General features: G+C 38.0%; 16 protein-coding genes and 1 tRNA gene. 12 read left to right on the top strand and 5 right to left on the bottom strand.

Translation table 11 applies throughout. The features are described from left to right. Positions 1-382 precede the first annotated feature (382 nt). Positions 383-718, top strand: coding sequence for a YceK/YidQ family lipoprotein (locus F1325_RS17700; protein ID WP_109374325.1), 336 nt, complete (start codon positions 383-385; stop codon positions 716-718). A 62-nt stretch (positions 719-780) separates the two neighbouring features. Here F1325_RS17700 and F1325_RS17695 read toward each other — a convergent pair whose 3' ends face one another. Then, positions 781-1086 (bottom strand): DUF5339 family protein, encoded by a 306-nt coding sequence (locus F1325_RS17695; protein WP_109374324.1) that lies wholly within the window; start codon positions 1084-1086, stop codon positions 781-783. 299 nt (positions 1087-1385) lie between these two features. Between F1325_RS17695 and F1325_RS17690 the strand changes: the two genes are divergently transcribed. From F1325_RS17690 to F1325_RS17655, 8 genes are all read left to right on the top strand, one after another. Next, positions 1386-1462, top strand: a tRNA-Pro gene (locus F1325_RS17690). A 795-nt stretch (positions 1463-2257) separates the two neighbouring features. Continuing rightward, on the top strand, positions 2258-3865 hold the full coding sequence (dppA, locus tag F1325_RS17685) for a dipeptide ABC transporter periplasmic-binding protein DppA (protein WP_160230892.1): 1608 nt from the start codon (positions 2258-2260) through the stop codon (positions 3863-3865). 167 nt (positions 3866-4032) lie between these two features. Beyond that, the gene (gene dppB / locus F1325_RS17680) at positions 4033-5052 is read left to right on the top strand and encodes a dipeptide ABC transporter permease DppB (protein ID WP_109374322.1); all 1020 of its coding nucleotides are present in this window, start codon (positions 4033-4035) and stop codon (positions 5050-5052) included. Between the two features lie 10 nt (positions 5053-5062). After that, positions 5063-5965: a dipeptide ABC transporter permease DppC gene (gene dppC / locus F1325_RS17675; RefSeq protein WP_160230778.1), complete on the top strand. Its 903-nt coding sequence runs from the start codon at positions 5063-5065 to the stop codon at positions 5963-5965. A gap of 12 nt (positions 5966-5977) precedes the next feature. Continuing rightward, positions 5978-6961 carry a dipeptide ABC transporter ATP-binding protein gene (gene dppD, locus F1325_RS17670; RefSeq protein WP_109374320.1) on the top strand — a complete coding sequence of 328 codons (984 nt, stop codon included), beginning with the start codon at positions 5978-5980 and terminating at the stop codon, positions 6959-6961. Next, the gene (dppF, locus tag F1325_RS17665) at positions 6954-7955 is read left to right on the top strand and encodes a dipeptide ABC transporter ATP-binding subunit DppF (RefSeq protein WP_109374319.1); all 1002 of its coding nucleotides are present in this window, start codon (positions 6954-6956) and stop codon (positions 7953-7955) included. Before dppD ends, dppF begins: the two co-directional genes overlap by 8 nt. 528 nt (positions 7956-8483) lie before the next feature. Beyond that, the gene (locus F1325_RS17660) at positions 8484-9194 is read left to right on the top strand and encodes a HAMP domain-containing protein (RefSeq protein WP_109374318.1); all 711 of its coding nucleotides are present in this window, start codon (positions 8484-8486) and stop codon (positions 9192-9194) included. 185 nt (positions 9195-9379) lie between these two features. Beyond that, positions 9380-10903: an insulinase family protein gene (locus F1325_RS17655; protein ID WP_244313534.1), complete on the top strand. Its 1524-nt coding sequence runs from the start codon at positions 9380-9382 to the stop codon at positions 10901-10903. Between the two features lie 92 nt (positions 10904-10995). On the opposite strand, the gene F1325_RS17650 is transcribed toward F1325_RS17655, so the two are convergent. The 4 genes from F1325_RS17650 to F1325_RS17635 form a co-directional block, all read right to left on the bottom strand. Continuing rightward, positions 10996-12006 (bottom strand): serine hydrolase domain-containing protein, encoded by a 1011-nt coding sequence (locus tag F1325_RS17650; RefSeq protein WP_109374317.1) that lies wholly within the window; start codon positions 12004-12006, stop codon positions 10996-10998. A gap of 80 nt (positions 12007-12086) precedes the next feature. Continuing rightward, on the bottom strand, positions 12087-12296 hold the full coding sequence (locus F1325_RS17645) for a 2-hydroxymuconate tautomerase family protein (RefSeq protein WP_006534633.1): 210 nt from the start codon (positions 12294-12296) through the stop codon (positions 12087-12089). A gap of 69 nt (positions 12297-12365) precedes the next feature. After that, complete coding sequence (gene yhjD, locus F1325_RS17640) at positions 12366-13385, bottom strand: inner membrane protein YhjD (protein WP_160230777.1); 1020 nt, start codon at positions 13383-13385, stop codon at positions 12366-12368. A 330-nt stretch (positions 13386-13715) separates the two neighbouring features. After that, positions 13716-14105, bottom strand: coding sequence for a DUF1090 domain-containing protein (locus F1325_RS17635; protein WP_109374315.1), 390 nt, complete (start codon positions 14103-14105; stop codon positions 13716-13718). Between the two features lie 180 nt (positions 14106-14285). On the opposite strand from F1325_RS17635, the gene F1325_RS17630 reads away from it, so the two are divergent. From F1325_RS17630 to F1325_RS17620, 3 genes are all read left to right on the top strand, one after another. Further along, complete coding sequence (locus tag F1325_RS17630) at positions 14286-15128, top strand: 23S rRNA (adenine(2030)-N(6))-methyltransferase RlmJ (RefSeq protein ID WP_109374314.1); 843 nt, start codon at positions 14286-14288, stop codon at positions 15126-15128. 144 nt (positions 15129-15272) lie between these two features. After that, complete coding sequence (gene gorA / locus F1325_RS17625; protein ID WP_099075969.1) at positions 15273-16628, top strand: glutathione-disulfide reductase; 1356 nt, start codon at positions 15273-15275, stop codon at positions 16626-16628. A 620-nt stretch (positions 16629-17248) separates the two neighbouring features. Beyond that, positions 17249-18670, top strand: coding sequence for an NAD(P)/FAD-dependent oxidoreductase (locus F1325_RS17620; RefSeq protein ID WP_160230776.1), 1422 nt, complete (start codon positions 17249-17251; stop codon positions 18668-18670). Positions 18671-18682: the final 12 nt, after the last annotated feature.

Genomic DNA, 18682 nt, shown 5'->3' with positions numbered 1-18682 from the left:
TCCTGTACCCAAAAACAAAAATGAGAAAATTTGAGCTAAAACGATAAACCTATTTTGGCAAAAAACGATGAAAGTCGCTGTGTCTTATCGCACAGATTCAACATATATAGAGATCAAAAAAACAAGAAAGATAAATATAGAGTGAAAGTATTTATTTAAAATAATGAAGGTTGAATTTTAATATCATCGAAACATAATAATTAATAATATTATTATGCTTTTTTTTATTGGATAAAGTGAAACTTTCTTATACTAGAATTATTTATTTAATGACTAAAAAATTAAGCTTTTTTATATCATCTTTCTCTTGTCCTATAAGAGAAAACAGGTTTAACTATATGATAAAAAGCGTTGACTACAGATCTCGTTTTATAGGTGCCCTATGATATTCAGAACGACAAGTAAAAATTTAACATTAGTCACATTTTTGACGACATTACTGACAGGTTGCTCAAGTGTTATGACTCATGCAGGCCCGAATAAAGAACTTTATTCAGGGACAAAAAATAACATGACAATGCTAAAAGATGATGAAACTGGATGGGCAATGAAACCATTAGTTATTCTCGATCTCCCTTTTAGTGCCGTATTAGATACTTTATTATTACCTTATGATTATTATACTCAGGGTGATGATAAAAGTGATAATTCACCTAAAGAGCGCATAAAAAGATTGGAAAGCACAACTGTGAATAATAGTCATGAAAATAAGAATTAATATCAAGTTAATGACTAAATAATAAATAAGTAATTATATTTAGTCATTATCTGTTTATTTGATTATTTATTTAGCACTGTTTCTTCTTTAGGGCCAAACATCTTATTCAAACTATTAAGCTCTTGCATTTCCTTGTCACATATTACTTTTTGGTCTGCCAAAGGCGCTGTCATTATCTGCTTTTTGCTTTGCTCGAAGTTAGCCTTAATCTCCGGCATATTATGTTTTAGATCTTCTCTTTGAGAAATGTACTGAATAAATTTATCCGCTTCTTTAAAGTACACTCGGCAAGCATGAGCTGTAGATGCTTGAGCTGGAAGTGTGGTTGACAATAAAAGTAGTGCGACACCCCACCAACATTGTTTCATTCTCTAAACTACCTACCTTATTTGACATAAGGTAATTATATAAAAAGCACACTAATTAGACGATAATAATTAAGAATAAATTTGTTATTTTTTTTCATGTTTTATGGACAACGTAAAGAAAGCCATAGTAAAACGAGGAAAGAAAGGTGAGCTTGTTACAATAAAGCTAAAACTCACCTCGTTTTTATGATAAAAAAGTTAAAAATCAACCGTTTTGGTTGAAAACCATACGAACAGTCAGGAGATACTAAAAAAGTATTGACGGAGTGGGTTTCTGGCAGTAAGATGCACCTCGTTTTCGGCGAGTAGCGCAGCCTGGTAGCGCAACTGGTTTGGGACCAGTGGGTCGGAGGTTCGAATCCTCTCTCGCCGACCATATTAAGAAACCCCGCTTTTAAAGCGGGGTTTTGTCGTTTTAGTCTTACCAAAATACCTTGCTCTTATTTTTGATTTCGCCATAAATGGTGTTTTCTCTCGATCATCTCACTTCTATCTCATCTCTATCTTGCATTCCAAACACGCATTCTGCTCAGAAGCAGAGAACCGTGGAAATATTTTCCAAATTAAGAGAAATATTGGCTGGAAATGATTTTGGATTTAGCCGATCCAATAACGTTGTTTCGCCCTTAAATTGTTTTAGAAACGCCTAAGAATGTTGAAAGAACATAAATTTTTCACTATGAAAGCATGAAAACCATTAATAACAGACTAAATTTCATAGTCTTATCTAGTTAAGTGGTTTGTTAAGAGCCAAAAATTGATATTTTTCACTCTATTTGCCTGATTAAAACTAAAATCAGGATCGTCTAGCAAGGTGATTATTTTTCTTCCATAACAGAATAAAGCACCAAGTTCTTTGTTTCATTTCAAAATATTCGTTCAATATTTAAGCGGTTAATCACAAATTATGGCTTTTTTTAAAATAGTCATTTCACTTAAGGATTTCTTAATGTGTGGTTTTATTGACTAGATATTAGCCAGAGACTTATTTTTTTATTCTGAGTTTGTTCGATATTCGTTTCATTTGTGTTTATAACTTGTTCTTTTTACCTTCTAACACCTTATTGACGTAAGGGAATACAGTTGGTTAATTGAACAATGACAAAATAAAAAGGTATTCCGTTTTTAAACAGGAAACCAAAACACAACAGAACAATTTCGGAGAGTAATGATGAAAAGCTCCAAAAGACAGACAGGAATTTTGACCGCTACAATCGGATTGCTCGCATTAGCTGTTTCTGCGGGTGTGCAGGCCAAAACATTGGTGTATTGCTCTGAAGGTTCACCTGAAGGATTTAACCCTCAGTTATTTACCTCTGGAACAACCTATGACGCAAGTTCAGTGCCTATCTATGACCGTTTAGTTGAATTTAAACTGGGTACAACAGAAATTATTCCGGGCTTAGCTGAAAGCTGGGATGTAAGCGATGATGGAAAAGTGTATACCTTCCATTTGCGTAAAGGCGTGAATTGGCATAGTAGTAAAACCTTTAAGCCAACGCGTGAATTTAATGCGGATGACGTGATGCACACGTTTATGCGTCAAATGGATCCAAAACATCCTTACCATAAAGTCTCTGGCGGAAGTTATGAATACTTCTCCGGCATGGATATGAACAACATGATCGAGAAAATCGAGAAAGTTGATGATCATACCGTTCGTTTTGTTTTAACTCGTTCAGAGGCACCTTTTATTGCTGATATGGCAATGGACTTTGCATCCATATTATCTGCTGAATATGCGGATAATATGATGAAAGCAGGTACACCTGAGAAAGTGGATCTAGATCCTATCGGTACAGGGCCTTTTCAATTACAGCAATATCAAAAAGATTCTCGTATTCTTTATAAAGCCAATGACCAATATTGGGGTAAAAAACCAGATATTGACCGTTTAGTCTTCTCTATCACACCTGATGCCTCTGTACGATATGCAAAACTGCAAAAAGGTGAGTGTCAGGCAATGCCTTTCCCAAATCCTGCTGATATTGCGAAGATGAAACAAAATAGCGATATCAATCTATTAGAACAACCAGGCTTAAACGTGGGTTATATCTCTTTTAACGTTGAGAAAAAACCATTGGATAACCAAAAAGTTCGCCAAGCATTAAGTATGGCGGTGAATAAAGACGCCATTATTGAAGCGGTTTATCAAGGTGCAGGCCAGAAGGCGAAAAACCTCATTCCTCCTACAATGTGGGGTTATAACGATGACATCGTTGATTACGAATATAACCCTGAAAAAGCGAAAGCACTGCTAAAAGAAGCTGGTCTTGCAGATGGTTTTACTATCGATTTATGGGCAATGCCAGTACAGCGCCCTTATAACCCAAATGCCCGCCGTATGGCTGAAATGGTACAAGCGGATTGGGAAAAAATTGGCGTTAAAACCAAAATTGTAAGTTACGAGTGGGGCGAATATCTCAAGCGTGCTAAATCTGGCGAACACCAAGCAGTCATGATGGGTTGGACTGGTGATAACGGGGATCCTGATAACTTCTTCGCTACGCTATTTAGTTGTGCGGCAAAAGAGCAAGGATCGAACTATTCAAAATGGTGCTATAAGCCATTTGAAGATCTGATCCAGCCTGCACGAGTAGCCGCCGATCACGAAAAACGTGTTGAACTCTACAAACAAGCTCAAGTTGTTATGCATGATCAAGCACCTGCTCTGATTATTGCTCACTCGACTGTTTATGAGCCAGTGAGTAAAAAAGTAGAAAACTATGTGGTTGATCCATTAGGCAAACATCACTTCGAGAATGTCTCTCTTAAATAATAGCAATACCTAATCGTTGGGTTGCTTTAAGTACGGTGTCTTTCTTTATGAAAGACACCGTTATTCAATAATAACGAATACATTCAGTACACTGTGAGCGCAGGGGACTTTCTCCTCTGATTTATCAGCGCTATCTTTTAGCTGATGTTTGAAAAGAGAATTAGGATATGCTGCAATTTATCCTTCAACGTTTGGGACTTGTGATCCCTACGTTTATCGGAATTACATTATTGACGTTTATTTTCGTTCATCTTATTCCCGGTGATCCGGTAATGATTATGGCGGGTGAGCGTGGACTTTCTCCAGAACGACATGCTTATTTAATGGCTGAATTGGGACTGGATAAGCCTTTATGGCAACAATATCTCAATTATCTAAATGGTATTCTCCACGGTGATTTAGGTATCTCATTAAAAAGCCGCATTCCTGTATGGGATGAATTTTTACCTCGCTTTAAAGCTACTTTAGAACTTGGCGTTTGCGCCATGATTTTTGCAGTTTCGGTTGGGATCCCTGTTGGCGTTTTGGCCGCGGTAAAACGTGGTTCTATCTTTGATCACACCGCGATTAGTGTGTCATTAGCGGGTTACTCCATGCCAATCTTCTGGTGGGGGATCATGTTAATCATGCTAGTGTCTGTAAAATTAGACCTAACCCCAGTCTCTGGGCGTCTGGCTGATAGTGTCTTTTTAGATGACAGTAATCCACTCACTGGATTTATGCTGATTGATACCTTTGTGTGGGGTGAGGAAGGGGATTTCTTAGATGCAGTTCACCACATCATTTTACCTGCCATTGTATTAGGAACCATTCCTTTAGCTGTTATCGTGCGTATGACGCGTTCTTCGATGCTTGAAGTATTAGGCGAAGATTATATTCGTACTGCTAGAGCAAAAGGTTTGAGTCGTGCTCGCGTCATTCTTATCCACGCATTACGTAATGCGATGTTGCCTGTTGTCACCGTTATTGGATTACAAGTTGGAACTATGCTGGCTGGTGCAATTTTAACAGAAACTATTTTCTCATGGCCGGGATTAGGACGCTGGTTGATTGATGCCTTACAGCGACGCGATTATCCCGTTGTTCAGGGTGGTGTGCTCTTAATTGCAACGATGATTATCTTTGTCAATCTGCTGGTTGATGTTCTTTATGGCATTGTGAATCCTCGTATTCGCCATAAAAAATAAGGAATGCATAATGACTGAAAATAAAGTAACACCGGTCATCAGTGCACCGGCTCCCATGACGCCCTTCCAAGAATTTTGGCACTACTTTAAACAAAATAAAGGTGCTGTTGTTGGGTTAATCTATATTGTAATTATGTTGCTTATTGCATTACTGGCGGGCTTTCTTGCACCTCATGCCCCTAATGAGCAATTTCGTGATTTCTTATTAGTGCCTCCTGTTTGGCAAGAAGGGGGAAGCTGGCAATTTATTCTCGGTACTGATGATGTTGGTCGCGATATTCTTTCTCGCTTAATGTTTGGTGCTCGACTTTCATTATTGGTGGGCTGTATTGTTGTCGTGCTATCACTTATCTTAGGAATTATTCTAGGATTGGCCGCGGGTTATTTCGGTGGTCTTGTAGATATCGGCATTATGCGTGTCGTCGATATCATGTTGGCATTACCAAGTTTATTATTGGCATTAGTGTTGGTAGCTATTTTTGGTCCTTCTATTGTTAATGCTTCTATCGCACTGACCTTTGTTGCTTTACCTCACTATGTTCGATTAACGCGAGCCGCTGTTTTAATTGAAGTTAACCGCGATTACGTTATTGCTTCTCGTGTTGCGGGGGCGGGCTCAATGCGTCAAATGTTTATCAATATCTTACCTAACTGTCTTGCCCCTTTAATTGTTCAAGCCTCTTTAGGTTTTTCTAATGCCATCTTAGATATGGCGGCATTAGGCTTTTTAGGAATGGGCGCGCAGCCACCGACACCTGAATGGGGAACCATGTTATCTGATGTATTGCAGTTTACACAGAGTGCGTGGTGGGTTGTGACGTTTCCTGGTCTTGCTATTTTGTTTACCGTATTAGCCTTTAACTTAATGGGTGATGGTTTACGAGATGCACTTGATCCGAAATTAAAGCAGTAACGGAGTAAGAACATGGCATTACTAAATATTAATCAATTATCTGTTCACTTTGGTGATGAAGATACTCCGTTTAAAGCGGTAGACCGAATAAGCTATCAGGTTGAAGAAGGGCAAGTTGTGGGTATTGTCGGTGAGTCTGGCTCTGGTAAATCAGTCAGTTCATTGGCAATTATGGGGCTTATTGATTTTCCGGGACGAGTGACGGCACAAGAGCTTTATTTTGATGGCAGAGATCTGATGAAAATCTCTGAATCAGAGCGACGAAATTTGGTGGGTGCAGAGGTTGCAATGATTTTCCAAGATCCGATGACAAGCTTGAATCCTTGTTTTACGGTTGGCTATCAAATTATGGAAGCGTTAAAAGTCCATCAAGGAGGAAGTCGTAAAACACGTAAACAACGTGCTATCGATCTCTTAACGCTGGTGGGTATTCCTGATCCCGCTTCTCGCTTAGATGTCTATCCACACCAGCTTTCAGGGGGAATGAGCCAGCGTGTGATGATCGCAATGGCGATCGCTTGTCGCCCTAAATTATTGATTGCAGATGAACCTACCACAGCACTGGATGTGACTATTCAGGCTCAAATCATAGAGCTTTTGCTCGATTTACAAAAACAAGAAAATATGGCGCTAGTGTTGATCACCCATGATCTAGCATTAGTGGCAGAAGCCGCAGACACCATTATTGTGATGTATGCGGGGCAAGTGGTGGAATCTGGAAAATCATCAGAAATTTTTAAAGCGCCTCGTCATCCTTATACTCAAGCATTATTAAGAGCACTTCCTGAGTTCGCGAGTAATAAAGCGCGATTAGCATCGCTATCGGGTGTTGTACCAGGACGCTATGATCGACCAACAGGTTGCTTACTCAATCCTCGTTGTCCATATGCTCATGATGAATGTTATAAGGTTGAGCCTGAATTAAAAGAATTAGGAACGCATCGTGTGAAGTGTCATACACCGTTAGATAATGCAGGGGAACCTACCCATGGTTGAAGTTAATCCAAATGTATCAACTCCTTTATTAAAAGCGGTTAATTTAGCGAAGTATTACAGCGTAAAAGGTGGGCTTTTTTCAAAAGAGAGAACAGTTAAAGCCCTTGATGGTGTTTCTTTTGAATTAGAACGCGGTAAGACTTTGGCTGTTGTTGGTGAATCAGGATGTGGTAAATCCACATTAGGTCGATTACTCACGATGATTGAGGTTCCTACTTCAGGCGAGCTTGCTTATCGTGGGCAAAATCTGTTAATTAAAGATAAATCGGCTGAGAAGCTACGTCGCCAAAAGATCCAAATTGTGTTTCAAAATCCTTATGGATCATTGAATCCGCGTAAAAAAGTAGGGCAAATTTTAGAAGAGCCTTTATTGATTAATACAACACTGAATGCCTCTGAGCGTAAAGAAAAAGTATTATCAATGATGGCAAAAGTGGGGTTAAAAACAGAGCACTATAGCCGATATCCTCATATGTTTTCTGGTGGTCAACGTCAGCGTATCGCTATTGCACGAGGCTTGATGCTTGATCCAGACATTGTGGTAGCCGATGAGCCTGTTTCTGCGCTGGATGTATCCGTTCGTGCTCAAGTACTGAATTTGATGATGGATCTACAACAAGATATGGGGCTCTCTTATGTTTTTATTTCTCATGATCTCTCGGTTGTTGAGCATATTGCAGATGAAGTTATTGTAATGTATTTAGGGCGTTGTGTAGAAAAAGGAACAAAAGCTCAAATTTTTGAAAATCCACAACATCCTTATACACAGGCATTATTATCAGCCACACCAAGATTGACGCCTGAATTAAGACGAGAGCGTATTAAATTAACGGGAGAATTACCGAGCCCATTAAATCCGCCACCGGGTTGTGCTTTCGCTGCTCGTTGCCGTCGCGCATTTGGGCCATGTAGTCAATTACAGCCAACATTAAAAGAGTATAATGGTCAGCTTATTGCTTGTTTTGCGGTGGAGCAAGATAACGCGATAGTTTAAATAAAATAAATTTATCTCATAAAATAAGAACAATATACTGATTTATATTGTTCTTATTTTTTTATTAATAATATTTAATTAATCTTAACTAAATAATCTAATAATGATTTTATAGATATCAAATATTATATTTATATGAGTTTTTTAAAATATAAACTTCAATGATATTAAAGGAAAATAATATTTTTCACTAAGAAATATACTGCGGTTAGCATTGCACTTTAACTTGAAGTTAAGGTTTTAATGGCATTTTATTTTATATGTTCTAGTGTTTTTTAGTGAATCGTATCTTTTTATTAAAATAAAGTAGATTTATTGTAAATAACCAAGAAAAAATAATATTTAATTTTTATTTTACTATTTTTATCTTATAACTATACTCAAATAATAATAATTATATATTTATCTACTTTCATTTTAATGGATAATCGCTTTTTATAACGTTATTTTCTTTATTGAGAGTGATACATAATCACAAAAATACAGTATAATCACTCTGATCAGACATGTATATTGGAAATAGCAACGATGAAACCTCATCTTAAACATTCATTAACAATAAAACAGATGGCCGCTGTTGCGGGCGTTACGTTGGTGACTATTGCTATTTTTATCAGTATTCAACTTGTTTATTTGATAGATCAACGCCGTGAAGATTATCAAAATCAGCTTTTTAATGCTGGTGTAAGTATCCAGCAACCACTCGCTGATGCATTGTTACGATCAGATTTGAACGATGCTAAACAACAGATTGTTACACTAAAAGCGACGGGTATTTTGGGTAAAGCGATTGTCATGCAACCCGAAAATGTACAAGTGATGAGTTTAGATTTCGCACCTAAGAAAGAAGTCTCTGAATTCTCAAGTTGGCTTTTTGGTATTCCCGTTGAAGCTGTTATTCCTTTACAGCCATTAGGTATTACTTCAACAGATGATAAGTCCTATAGTGGTCATCTCATTTTACAGGCTGACACAAATCGTTTTTATCGTTTTGCCAGTAATACTGTTGCCTTGATGCTAACAACATATCTGTTGATGGGGCTTATTCTGACGGTTGCTATTAGCTGGTGTATTAATCGTATTGTTGTAAAACCTTTACGCCAAATCGCCGTCAGCCTCAATAAAGATAGCCAAGTTTCAGCGTTATCTTGTCCAAAATCACATTGTGATGATGAGATTGGTTTGCTGGTTAAAGGATATAATCATCAAAAATCTGATCAAAAATTGCCGAAGGTCTGAACCTTCTTACGCCATAATGAGTCTAATCACTATAGTGATTTCATTTCATGTTTCTGTGGTGATAAAGATGATAATACAAAAAATAGACATCCAACATCTAACATGTCTTTTGGCACTTATTGTTAAACCTCATAAGTGGTTTAATACCAAGGATTAATACAACAGAGGTTCACATGCAGGGTGTAATGACACGAATTTTATTGGGAAGCGTTATGTTCGGCGCTGTTATTTGCCAAGTTCAAGCGGAAGCTTTGCAGCCTGATCCAGCTTGGCAAGAAGGGCGACTAGCAAATGGTTTTCAGTGGCAAATCTTACAAACACCGCAACGCCCAAATGATAGAATACAGATCCGTTTATTAGTCAATACAGGTTCTTTATCAGAAAAAAGCAGTGAAACGGGTTTTTCATCCTTGGTGTCCAAACTCAACGTTTTGGAAAATACAGGCTTAACGCCAGAGAAACGCGATAATCTATGGAAAAATGCGTTAGATCCTGACTATCCGTTACCTCCAATGATCGTTTCATACGATTTTACTGTTTATAATCTAAGTTTACCGAACAACCAGCCTGAGCTATTAAAGGATGCTTTTGCATTATTAGCAGGTATTGCTAAACCTGCTGAATATACCGAAGATGCGGTTCGTAATGCGGTTCAATCACCGCTTCCTATTGCAACATTTCCTCTCAATATTGAAGATCCTATTTGGCGCTCACGCCTTGAAGGCTCAAATCTAAAAGGCCACAATCCAGGAAAACCGGTTAATCAATCTGTAAATACTAAAGAGCTGTCAGATTACCAACAACGTTGGTATACCCCAGATATGATGACACTTTATGTTGCAGGTAATGTTGATAATCGAGTATTGACTGAAAGTATTAATCAGGCATTTTCAACTCTATCAGGAAAGCGTGTAACACCAGTTCCAGTGCCTGTTCTTGCCGATATGAAACCTGAAACGTTATATGTGCAAGAGCCTATGCGTGCAAAAGACCAAATTTCTTTAATTTGGGATTTAGACTGGTCGCCAGTAAAAGACTCTGACACATTAAATAAATATTGGTTAAGTGATTTAGCTCGTGAAGTAATTTTTGTGCATTTGGGTCGTAGCCTTGAACAACGTAAGGAAAACGACAGTACTCAAATTAACATTGATTGCCGGGTACAATATCAGCGTGCAAGTTGTTCTTTAAATATTGATACCGCAACGGCTCATATTCCTGCATTAGCATCATGGGTGGGAGAAGAATTGGGGCGCTTGCGTAACCAAGGTATCAGCGATGAGTTATACCAAGAGCTTCAACAAGAAAAACAACTTCAATTAACTCAGTTGTTTGCCCGTTATGCAAAAACCAGTACGGCGATTTTAATTAATCAGCGTCTGTTATCACAACAAAGCAATATTATTGATATTCCACCTGAACAATATCAGCGTTTACGCCAAGCATTTTTAGCTGGTTTAACAAAAGAGACATTAAATCAGGAGCTTTCAAGAGTTTTATCTGAAGATATTACTTTTGTATTAACGCAAAGTGGTGAAACACCAACGGTGAATTTAGGTGAATTGCGTATTCAATTTGAAAAGCAAGTTCATCCAGAAACGGCAAATACACCTGCGCCTGTTGCAACTAATACTACACCAAATAAAGCAGTTGAAACTCCAGCTTTAACAACTCCAGCGGTAGCCACAACACCGACGAGGAAACCGTAATAAAACAGAGATAGGCTGATATTAAAAATTTATCAGCCGTAAAATAAACAAAAAGCCAAAAGTGTTATTGATACATTTTTGGCTTTTTGATTTTAAAGGCGTTTAAATGCTTCTTTAACAATGGTTATCAGATCTTCACGGTTATTTTTTTGGGTTGTAAAGCCAGCAATAGCGATTTGTTTTTCAGGTAAATAATAAGCTACCGAACCCCAATAACCAAGATGATAGTAAAGTGTGCCTAGGTCAGTTTCTTCGGCCATTAAACCTAAACGATAATTTTCAGCACCTGTATGTGAACCTTGCCATTTCATCTCTTTTAAGGTTGATGGATGCAAGTAAACTCTATCTTCGAAGAGGTCAGCTGTAAATTTAGCTAACTCAAGGGTTGTCATCACAAGCCCGCCACCGCCAAAAGTATCCATTGAAGCATCAATATGAGTACCTTCATGTTCTCCTGTAAACTGTCTAGCACGCGCTTTAGGATGCTTAGGTTGTAGTTCTAAATCTTCCCACCACGTTTGTGGTAGATCTAAGTCTTGAAAATGCAATAGATCACGAACGGCGGTTGCCATATTTTTTCTCATAAACTGAGAAAGAATATCACCTAATAAAATATATCCTGTGTCCGAATAAATGAAACGTTTTCCAGCTGGAATGATGGGAAAGCCTTGTTGAGCATAGCGCGCTATTTGTTCTTCTCGTGTCCATTTATGAGAGGGATCTTTAATCACATCTTCAAGATAAGCTTCATTTGCATGATCGAATAACCCACTGCTATGGCTTAATAAATGGCGTAGTGTAATAGTTTTAAGATCATACCCTAGCTCTAATAATGTCTGTTGATAATTAGCACTTAAATATTTAGTTATATCATCATCAAGGGATAGAGCATCTTGTTCCCATAAACGTAAAAAAGCGGCTGCGAGAAAGGTTTTTGTATTACTAGCGATTCGAAAAGGCGTATCTACAGTTAATTTTTTCTGGGTACTTTCATCTGCAAATCCGTGCGCCATACCAAAAGGGTATGGAATACCTGCACCTGTAATATAGATAGCACTTGCTGAAGGTAAGGCATGAAAAGCATCAGTCATTGATTGAACCATAGTTACTTCCTTATCTGTCAGGAAAATAAATCAGCAAAAAGGGTGTACTTGGCACCCTTTATTTATATTGCAGAAATTCTCTATTTACTTTTTGTTGCTGCTCGTAATTCTGTTACTGTTTTACCGCCTATTCCCCAGTTATCCGTTTCAACTTCATCAATTACTACAACGGTAGTTGCTGGGTTTTTGCCTAATACATCAACCAAAAGTTGTGTTGCTCCCGCAATGAGTTGTTCTTTTTGCTCTGCGGTTGCACCTTCGCGTGTAATTTTAATATTAACGTATGGCATTGTTTTTCCTTATTACGTTATTTATAGGCGGTTAATGCAGGGAATTAACCATATAGTTTTATCATAAAGTTAAGATGTTGATTGCGTTTCAGACAACTGTTCTTTGCGCATATTCGGGCCATCAGTGGCGATCCACGCGGCACAAAAGAGTGTTAATCGGGCAAAAAAGTAGAAGAAAGCCATTAAACCTATCACTGAACCAAATGCGGCACCTGAAGGCGAGCTTGCAATTTTTGGTAGCATCCATGTCATAACAGATTTCAATATTTCAAAACCAATGGCAGCGATAAGTGTACCTTTAATAAGCGAAATTCGTTTTGGTTGATGGCGAGGTAAGATCCACAATATCCATAAAAAGAGTAAATAGTTTGCAGTAATGGAAATAGTTAAGCCAATTGTTGTCCATGCTGGTGTTAGCCATTCAATACCGTCTAACCCCAATGTGTGAACAATCATTCTTTGGGCTGAACCTGCCACAGAAGTTAGCGTAATAGTGACAATTAACGCAAAAAGTAAGCCAATTAGCGCTAAAAAGTCGCGAAAGTAGCGGAAATAGATTTTCTCTTGCTCTTCTTTATTTCTTTCCCAAACGGGGCGTGATTGAGCCAAAATGGCTTGGCGTAAATTACCCACCCAATTAACACCAGAATAAAGTGCAATTGCTAAACCAGTTAAACCAACGGTTGTACGCTGGCGAACTGCGGTATCAATACTTTGTTGAACTGTGGATGCAAGCGTTGGATCGTCAATGCTATTTGCGACACCTGTAATTAATTTAGCGAGTAAATCTGGATTTGAGGCCAAAACAAAACCCGCACAGGCAAAAGAAAGCATTAATACTGGGATTAATGATAAAAATGAAAAGTAAGTAATAGCTGCGCCGAACTGATTTCCCATTCTGTCAGTGAAACGTTCTGCTGCACGAATAAGGTGTGCAATAAAAGGGATATTGGTGACGAAGTTACTGATTTTTATCCCAATCCCAATGGCTTTTTTTCCACCATGAAGCCCTTTTTCCAGCCCTTTTTTTAGTGGCTGAGTCAGTTGAGTTTTTTCACTTACTGTTTTTTGTTGCTGCTCTTCTGACATATATCCTCTTTAATTAGATCAGTCCATTTTCAATAAATTAATGTTACTACTATAGTTTTCACTCAAAAATATCATAGCTTAATTTCTATTACACACCTTATGCTTATTGTAATTAGCCGCTGATTTAGGAGATGTATTTGTTTGTTCTGGCTTAAGTGTAGATGATGCTCTATTAAAAGGTGTAGATAATCTTGTACTTAATAAAGGATAAAAAACCAATACAGCAATTCTGAAATTAAGTTTAGTTTAATAAGAGAATGGCTACTCACTTATTGTTTTATTCTGTATTTCACAGTCAAATAAGGAGTAGGCATTAATTATTGATGATAACTACTTTGTCAGTAGATTTAATTCTTCTTCAATTGCTTTTAAATCAGCTTTTTCTTCAGCTAGTTTTCTTTCTTGTTTAGCAATTTTATCTGCATCACCTTTAAGTTGTGCTTCTTTTAATTCAAGCTCACGCTCTTTAACGTCAAGTTGTTTTTCACGTAATTCAAGGCGTGTGTTTTCAACCACTTTTTCAGGTGTGCAATAGCGTTCAACATTTTGTAATGCTCGCTCCAAGCCTTGGATGCGATATTGATTACCATGTGCTTTTGCATATTCCATCTGCTTTTGGATATTCTGTTTTTTTATTTCACAACCATTGGTTGATTTATCGGCATAAGCATTACTTGCGAGTAAGCTTAAGGTTATGGCAGTAAAAAGTAATTTTTTCATCTTTCTATCCTATTTAAACTTAAGTGAAATATGGGCTTATCATAACGGCTGAATACTAAGACACAACGTTTCTTTCGCTTTCAATGAAGAAGTTCGGCTTTTTCTGATACACTGAGTTTAATCACTATTTCTGAGTAAATTAATTACTAAGCTATACTTATTTCTAACGGAAGATAAAGAATGCTGAGCTATCGCCATAGTTTCCATGCTGGCAACCACGCCGATGTTTTAAAACATATTGTTCAAACACTCATCATTGAGTCTTTAAAAGAGAAAGAGAAACCTTTTCTTTATCTTGATACTCATGCTGGCGCTGGACGTTATCAATTAACCAATGCTCATGCGACTCGCACTGGCGAATATTTAGAAGGGATCGCACGCTTATGGCAGCAAGAAGAAGTGCCTGAGCTTATTTTGCCTTACCTTGAAGCGGTTGGAGAATTAAACGCAAGTGGGGAACTGCGTTATTATCCGGGATCACCTCTATTAGCGAGCAAATTACTAAGAGAACAAGATTCCTTAGCGCTAACAGAATTACATCCAACGGATTTTCCTTTATTACGTACCGAATTCTCTCGTGACGAGCGAGTTAGAGTTTCTCGTGAAGATGGTTTTGGCCAATTAAAATCTAAGTTACCTCCGCCAAGTCGTCGTGGATTCGCATTAATTGATCCACCTTATGAACTCAAACAAGACTATTCTGCTGTTGTTAAAGGTGTTGTTGAAGGCCATAAGCGCTTTGCGACAGGAACTTATGCGATTTGGTATCCTGTTGTTCACCGTCAGCAAATCAAACGCATGTTAAAAGAGCTTGAAGCAACAGGGATCCGTAAGATTTTACAAATTGAATTAGCAGTAAAACCCGATAGTGATCAACTAGGGATGACTGCATCAGGCATGATTGTGATTAATCCGCCTTGGAAATTAGAATCACAAATGAAATCAATACTCCCTTGGTTACATAAAACCTTAGTTCCTGAGGGTATTGGACATACATTAGTTGAGTGGGTTGTACCAGAATAAGCATCTTTATTATTGTTTTTGCCTATTACTGTAAAAGCTAAAATCTGACGTGCTATGTTTTAAATTTTGTCATAATAGACATCATGATATGACAGACTTAGCCTGTGAGTTACCTATTTTTCTACAGATAAATGGATCAGAGAAATGACGAGCAAACATTACGATTACATCGCCATCGGTGGCGGTAGTGGCGGTATTGCATCAATTAATAGAGCGGCAATGTATGGCCAAAAATGTGCATTAATTGAAGCGAAAGCGTTAGGTGGCACTTGTGTTAACGTGGGTTGTGTACCTAAAAAAGTGATGTGGCATGCAGCACAAATTGCTGAAGCTATTCATCAATACGGCCCTGATTATGGTTTTGATACCACAGTGAACCGTTTTGATTGGGATACACTAATTAGTAGTCGTTCTGCTTATATTGACCGTATTCATCAATCTTATGACCGTGTCTTAGGTAATAACAAAGTTGATGTTATCCAAGGGTTTGCTCGTTTTGTTGATGCCAATACGATTGAAGTTAATGGCGAAAAGATCACGGCTGATAATATTCTGATTGCAACAGGCGGTCGTCCTGTTCAACCTAATATTCCAGGTGCTGAGTATGGTATTAATTCTGATGGCTTCTTTGAATTAAAAGCTTTACCAAAACGTGTTGCTGTTGTTGGCGCAGGTTATATCGCTGTTGAACTTGCCGGTGTGTTAAATGCTTTAGGTAGTGAAACGCACCTATTTGTGCGTAAACATGCGCCACTGCGTAATTTTGATCCATTAATCGTTGAAACACTGTTAGAAGTGATGGAAACCGAAGGGCCTAAGTTACATACACACGCTATTCCTAAAGCCGTGATTAAGAATGCAGACGGAAGTTTAACGCTACAACTGGAAAACGGCACAGAGCAGACAGTTGATACATTAATCTGGGCAATTGGTCGTGAGCCAGCAACGGATAACCTGAATCTGGCGGTAACGGGTGTCGAGTTAAATGAAAAAGGCTATATCAAAGTCGATAAATTCCAAAATACCAATGTAAAAGGAATTTATGCTGTTGGCGATAATACAGGTGCAGTTGAATTAACACCGGTTGCTGTTGCCGCAGGGCGTCGTTTGTCAGAGCGTTTATTTAACAACAAACCTAACGAACACTTAGACTATTCAAATATCCCAACAGTGGTATTTAGTCATCCAGCTATTGGTACTGTTGGTTTAACAGAGCCTCAAGCGGTTGAGCAGTACGGTGCTGATCAAGTCAAAGTGTACAAATCGTCTTTCACAGCAATGTATAGTGCTGTGACTCGTCATCGTCAACCATGTCGTATGAAGTTGGTTTGTGTTGGTGCAGACGAAAAAATTGTTGGTATTCATGGTATTGGGTTTGGTATGGATGAAATGCTACAAGGTTTTGCTGTGGCTCTGAAAATGGGCGCAACGAAAAAAGACTTTGATGATACTGTGGCAATCCACCCAACTGCAGCAGAAGAATTTGTTACGATGAGATAAGCTATTTTCATTTATATCGCTTAAGCTTATTTTTATTATTATGTAAAAAGCTAGAGTTAACCCTCTGGCTTTTTTTATTGAGAATTTGTACTTACCCCAGTTTTATTTCGAACTCGAATATCCTCTTTTCTACGTATTTTCCAAAAAGTATATTCGTCTACTTACTGACCCATAAACCAGTTACTAGGTAAAATTACTTATTTTGTAAAAATAAGGCTATTAGATAGTCAGATCATCTTTTTATTTTATGCAATTGTGCGATAGATTTTGCTTGTTTTGTAAACAATGCTTTACAGCCCCTCCTTGTCATTTGTATCAAAATGTTAATTATTTAAACAATTTCTTTTTCTATTAAAAATTTATTCCATTCTTAATATCTTCTTATTTATCAATTGATAATAAACGCAAGGATTTCATCGCTAGCTCATTAAATGATGAATTTCTATGAAAAAAATGGTTAAAGTAACCATGTTGTATCTATGGATATTGTTATCTTAAGAAATGATTAACAAATAATTATAATTATTAACAATATAATGAACTATGGTATTATTCAGTTTTAAAGAAATAAATGAACAACATTATAAATATAAATAGTAAATCCATTACTGAGGTAGAAGATGAAAATTTCAAGGAGAAAGCTGCTTTTAGGTGTTGGTGCTGCGGGTGTTTTAGCCGGTGGTGCTGCGTTAGTTCCAATGGTTCGCCGTGATGGCAAATTCGTTGAAGCTAAATCTAGAGCATCATTTGTTGAAGGTACAGAGGGTGCGCTGCCTAAAGCGTCTGATGCAGTGATTATTGGTGGTGGTATCCAAGGTATCATGACTGCTATCAACCTTGCAGAACGAGGCATGAGTGTCACTATTTTAGAAAAAGGCGAGATTGGCGGTGAACAATCAGGCCGAGCATACAGCCAAATTATTAGTTATCAAACATCACCAGAAATTTTCCCATTACACCATTACGGGAAAATCTTATGGCGTGGAATGAACGAAAAGATTGGTGCTGATACCAGTTATCGTACACAAGGTCGAGTAGAAGCCCTTGCAGATGAAAAAGCATTTGATAAAGCGCAAGAGTGGATCAAAACAGCAAAAGAAACGGCTGGATTTGATACACCATTAAATACGCGCATTATTAAAGGTGAAGAGTTATCAAACCGCCTTGTTGGAGCTCAAACACCATGGACTGTGGCCGCTTTTGAAGAAGACTCAGGTTCTGTTGATCCAGAAACAGGTACGCCTGCATTAGCACGCTACGCTAAACAAATTGGCGTAAAAATCTATACCAACTGCGCGGTAAGAGGCATCGAAACTGCTGGTGGTAAAATTTCTGATGTTGTAACAGAAAAAGGTGCAATTAGAACATCTCACGTTGTTCTTGCTGGTGGTATTTGGTCACGTTTATTTATGGGTAACATGGGCATTGATATTCCAACGCTGAATGTTTACTTATCACAGCAACGTGTATCAGGTGTTCCGGGTGCACCTCGTGGTAACGTGCATTTACCAAACGGTATCCATTTCCGTGAGCAAGCCGATGGTACTTATGCTGTCGCACCTCGTATTTTCACAAGCTCTATCGTGAAAGATAGCTTCTTGTTAGGGCCTAAGTTCATGCACCTATTAGGTGGTGGTGAGCTGCCATTAGAATTCTCTATCGGTGAAGATTTATTCAACTCATTCAAGATGGCAACATCTTGGAAATTAGATGAAAAAACACCGTTTGAACAATATCGTGTTGCAACAGCAACGCAAAATACTGAGCACTTGGATGCTGTATTCCAAAGAATGAAAGCTGAATTCCCAGTATTTGAAAAATCACAAGTTGTTGAACGTTGGGGCGCAGTAGTTAGTCCAACATTTGATGAATTACCTATTATTTCTGAAGTCAAAGAATACCCTGGCCTAGTTATCAATACTGCAACCGTATGGGGTATGACCGAAGGCCCTGCAGCTGGTGAAGTGACTGCTGATATCGTTACAGGTAAGAAACCTGTTATTGATCCAACACCATTTAGTATGGATCGCTTTAAAAAGTAAATAACCCCTTGT

Source organism: Proteus columbae (assembly GCF_009914335.1).
Taxonomy (GTDB): domain Bacteria; phylum Pseudomonadota; class Gammaproteobacteria; order Enterobacterales; family Enterobacteriaceae; genus Proteus.
This window is presented reverse-complemented; position numbering and strand designations above follow the sequence as displayed.

Coding starts and splice junctions, on each gene's coding strand:
- dppC (WP_160230778.1), top strand. CDS start 5,063: ATGACTGAAAATAAAGTAACACCGGTCATCAGTGCACCGGCTCCCATG.
- dppD (WP_109374320.1), top strand. CDS start 5,978: ATGGCATTACTAAATATTAATCAATTATCTGTTCACTTTGGTGATGAA.
- dppA (WP_160230892.1), top strand. CDS start 2,258: ATGAAAAGCTCCAAAAGACAGACAGGAATTTTGACCGCTACAATCGGA.
- yhjD (WP_160230777.1), bottom strand. CDS start 13,385: ATGTCAGAAGAGCAGCAACAAAAAACAGTAAGTGAAAAAACTCAACTG.
- F1325_RS17700 (WP_109374325.1), top strand. CDS start 383: ATGATATTCAGAACGACAAGTAAAAATTTAACATTAGTCACATTTTTG.
- F1325_RS17660 (WP_109374318.1), top strand. CDS start 8,484: ATGAAACCTCATCTTAAACATTCATTAACAATAAAACAGATGGCCGCT.
- F1325_RS17645 (WP_006534633.1), bottom strand. CDS start 12,296: ATGCCATACGTTAATATTAAAATTACACGCGAAGGTGCAACCGCAGAG.
- F1325_RS17630 (WP_109374314.1), top strand. CDS start 14,286: ATGCTGAGCTATCGCCATAGTTTCCATGCTGGCAACCACGCCGATGTT.
- F1325_RS17620 (WP_160230776.1), top strand. CDS start 17,249: ATGAAAATTTCAAGGAGAAAGCTGCTTTTAGGTGTTGGTGCTGCGGGT.
- dppB (WP_109374322.1), top strand. CDS start 4,033: ATGCTGCAATTTATCCTTCAACGTTTGGGACTTGTGATCCCTACGTTT.
- dppF (WP_109374319.1), top strand. CDS start 6,954: ATGGTTGAAGTTAATCCAAATGTATCAACTCCTTTATTAAAAGCGGTT.
- F1325_RS17650 (WP_109374317.1), bottom strand. CDS start 12,006: ATGGTTCAATCAATGACTGATGCTTTTCATGCCTTACCTTCAGCAAGT.
- F1325_RS17655 (WP_244313534.1), top strand. CDS start 9,380: ATGACACGAATTTTATTGGGAAGCGTTATGTTCGGCGCTGTTATTTGC.
- F1325_RS17695 (WP_109374324.1), bottom strand. CDS start 1,086: ATGAAACAATGTTGGTGGGGTGTCGCACTACTTTTATTGTCAACCACA.
- F1325_RS17635 (WP_109374315.1), bottom strand. CDS start 14,105: ATGAAAAAATTACTTTTTACTGCCATAACCTTAAGCTTACTCGCAAGT.
- gorA (WP_099075969.1), top strand. CDS start 15,273: ATGACGAGCAAACATTACGATTACATCGCCATCGGTGGCGGTAGTGGC.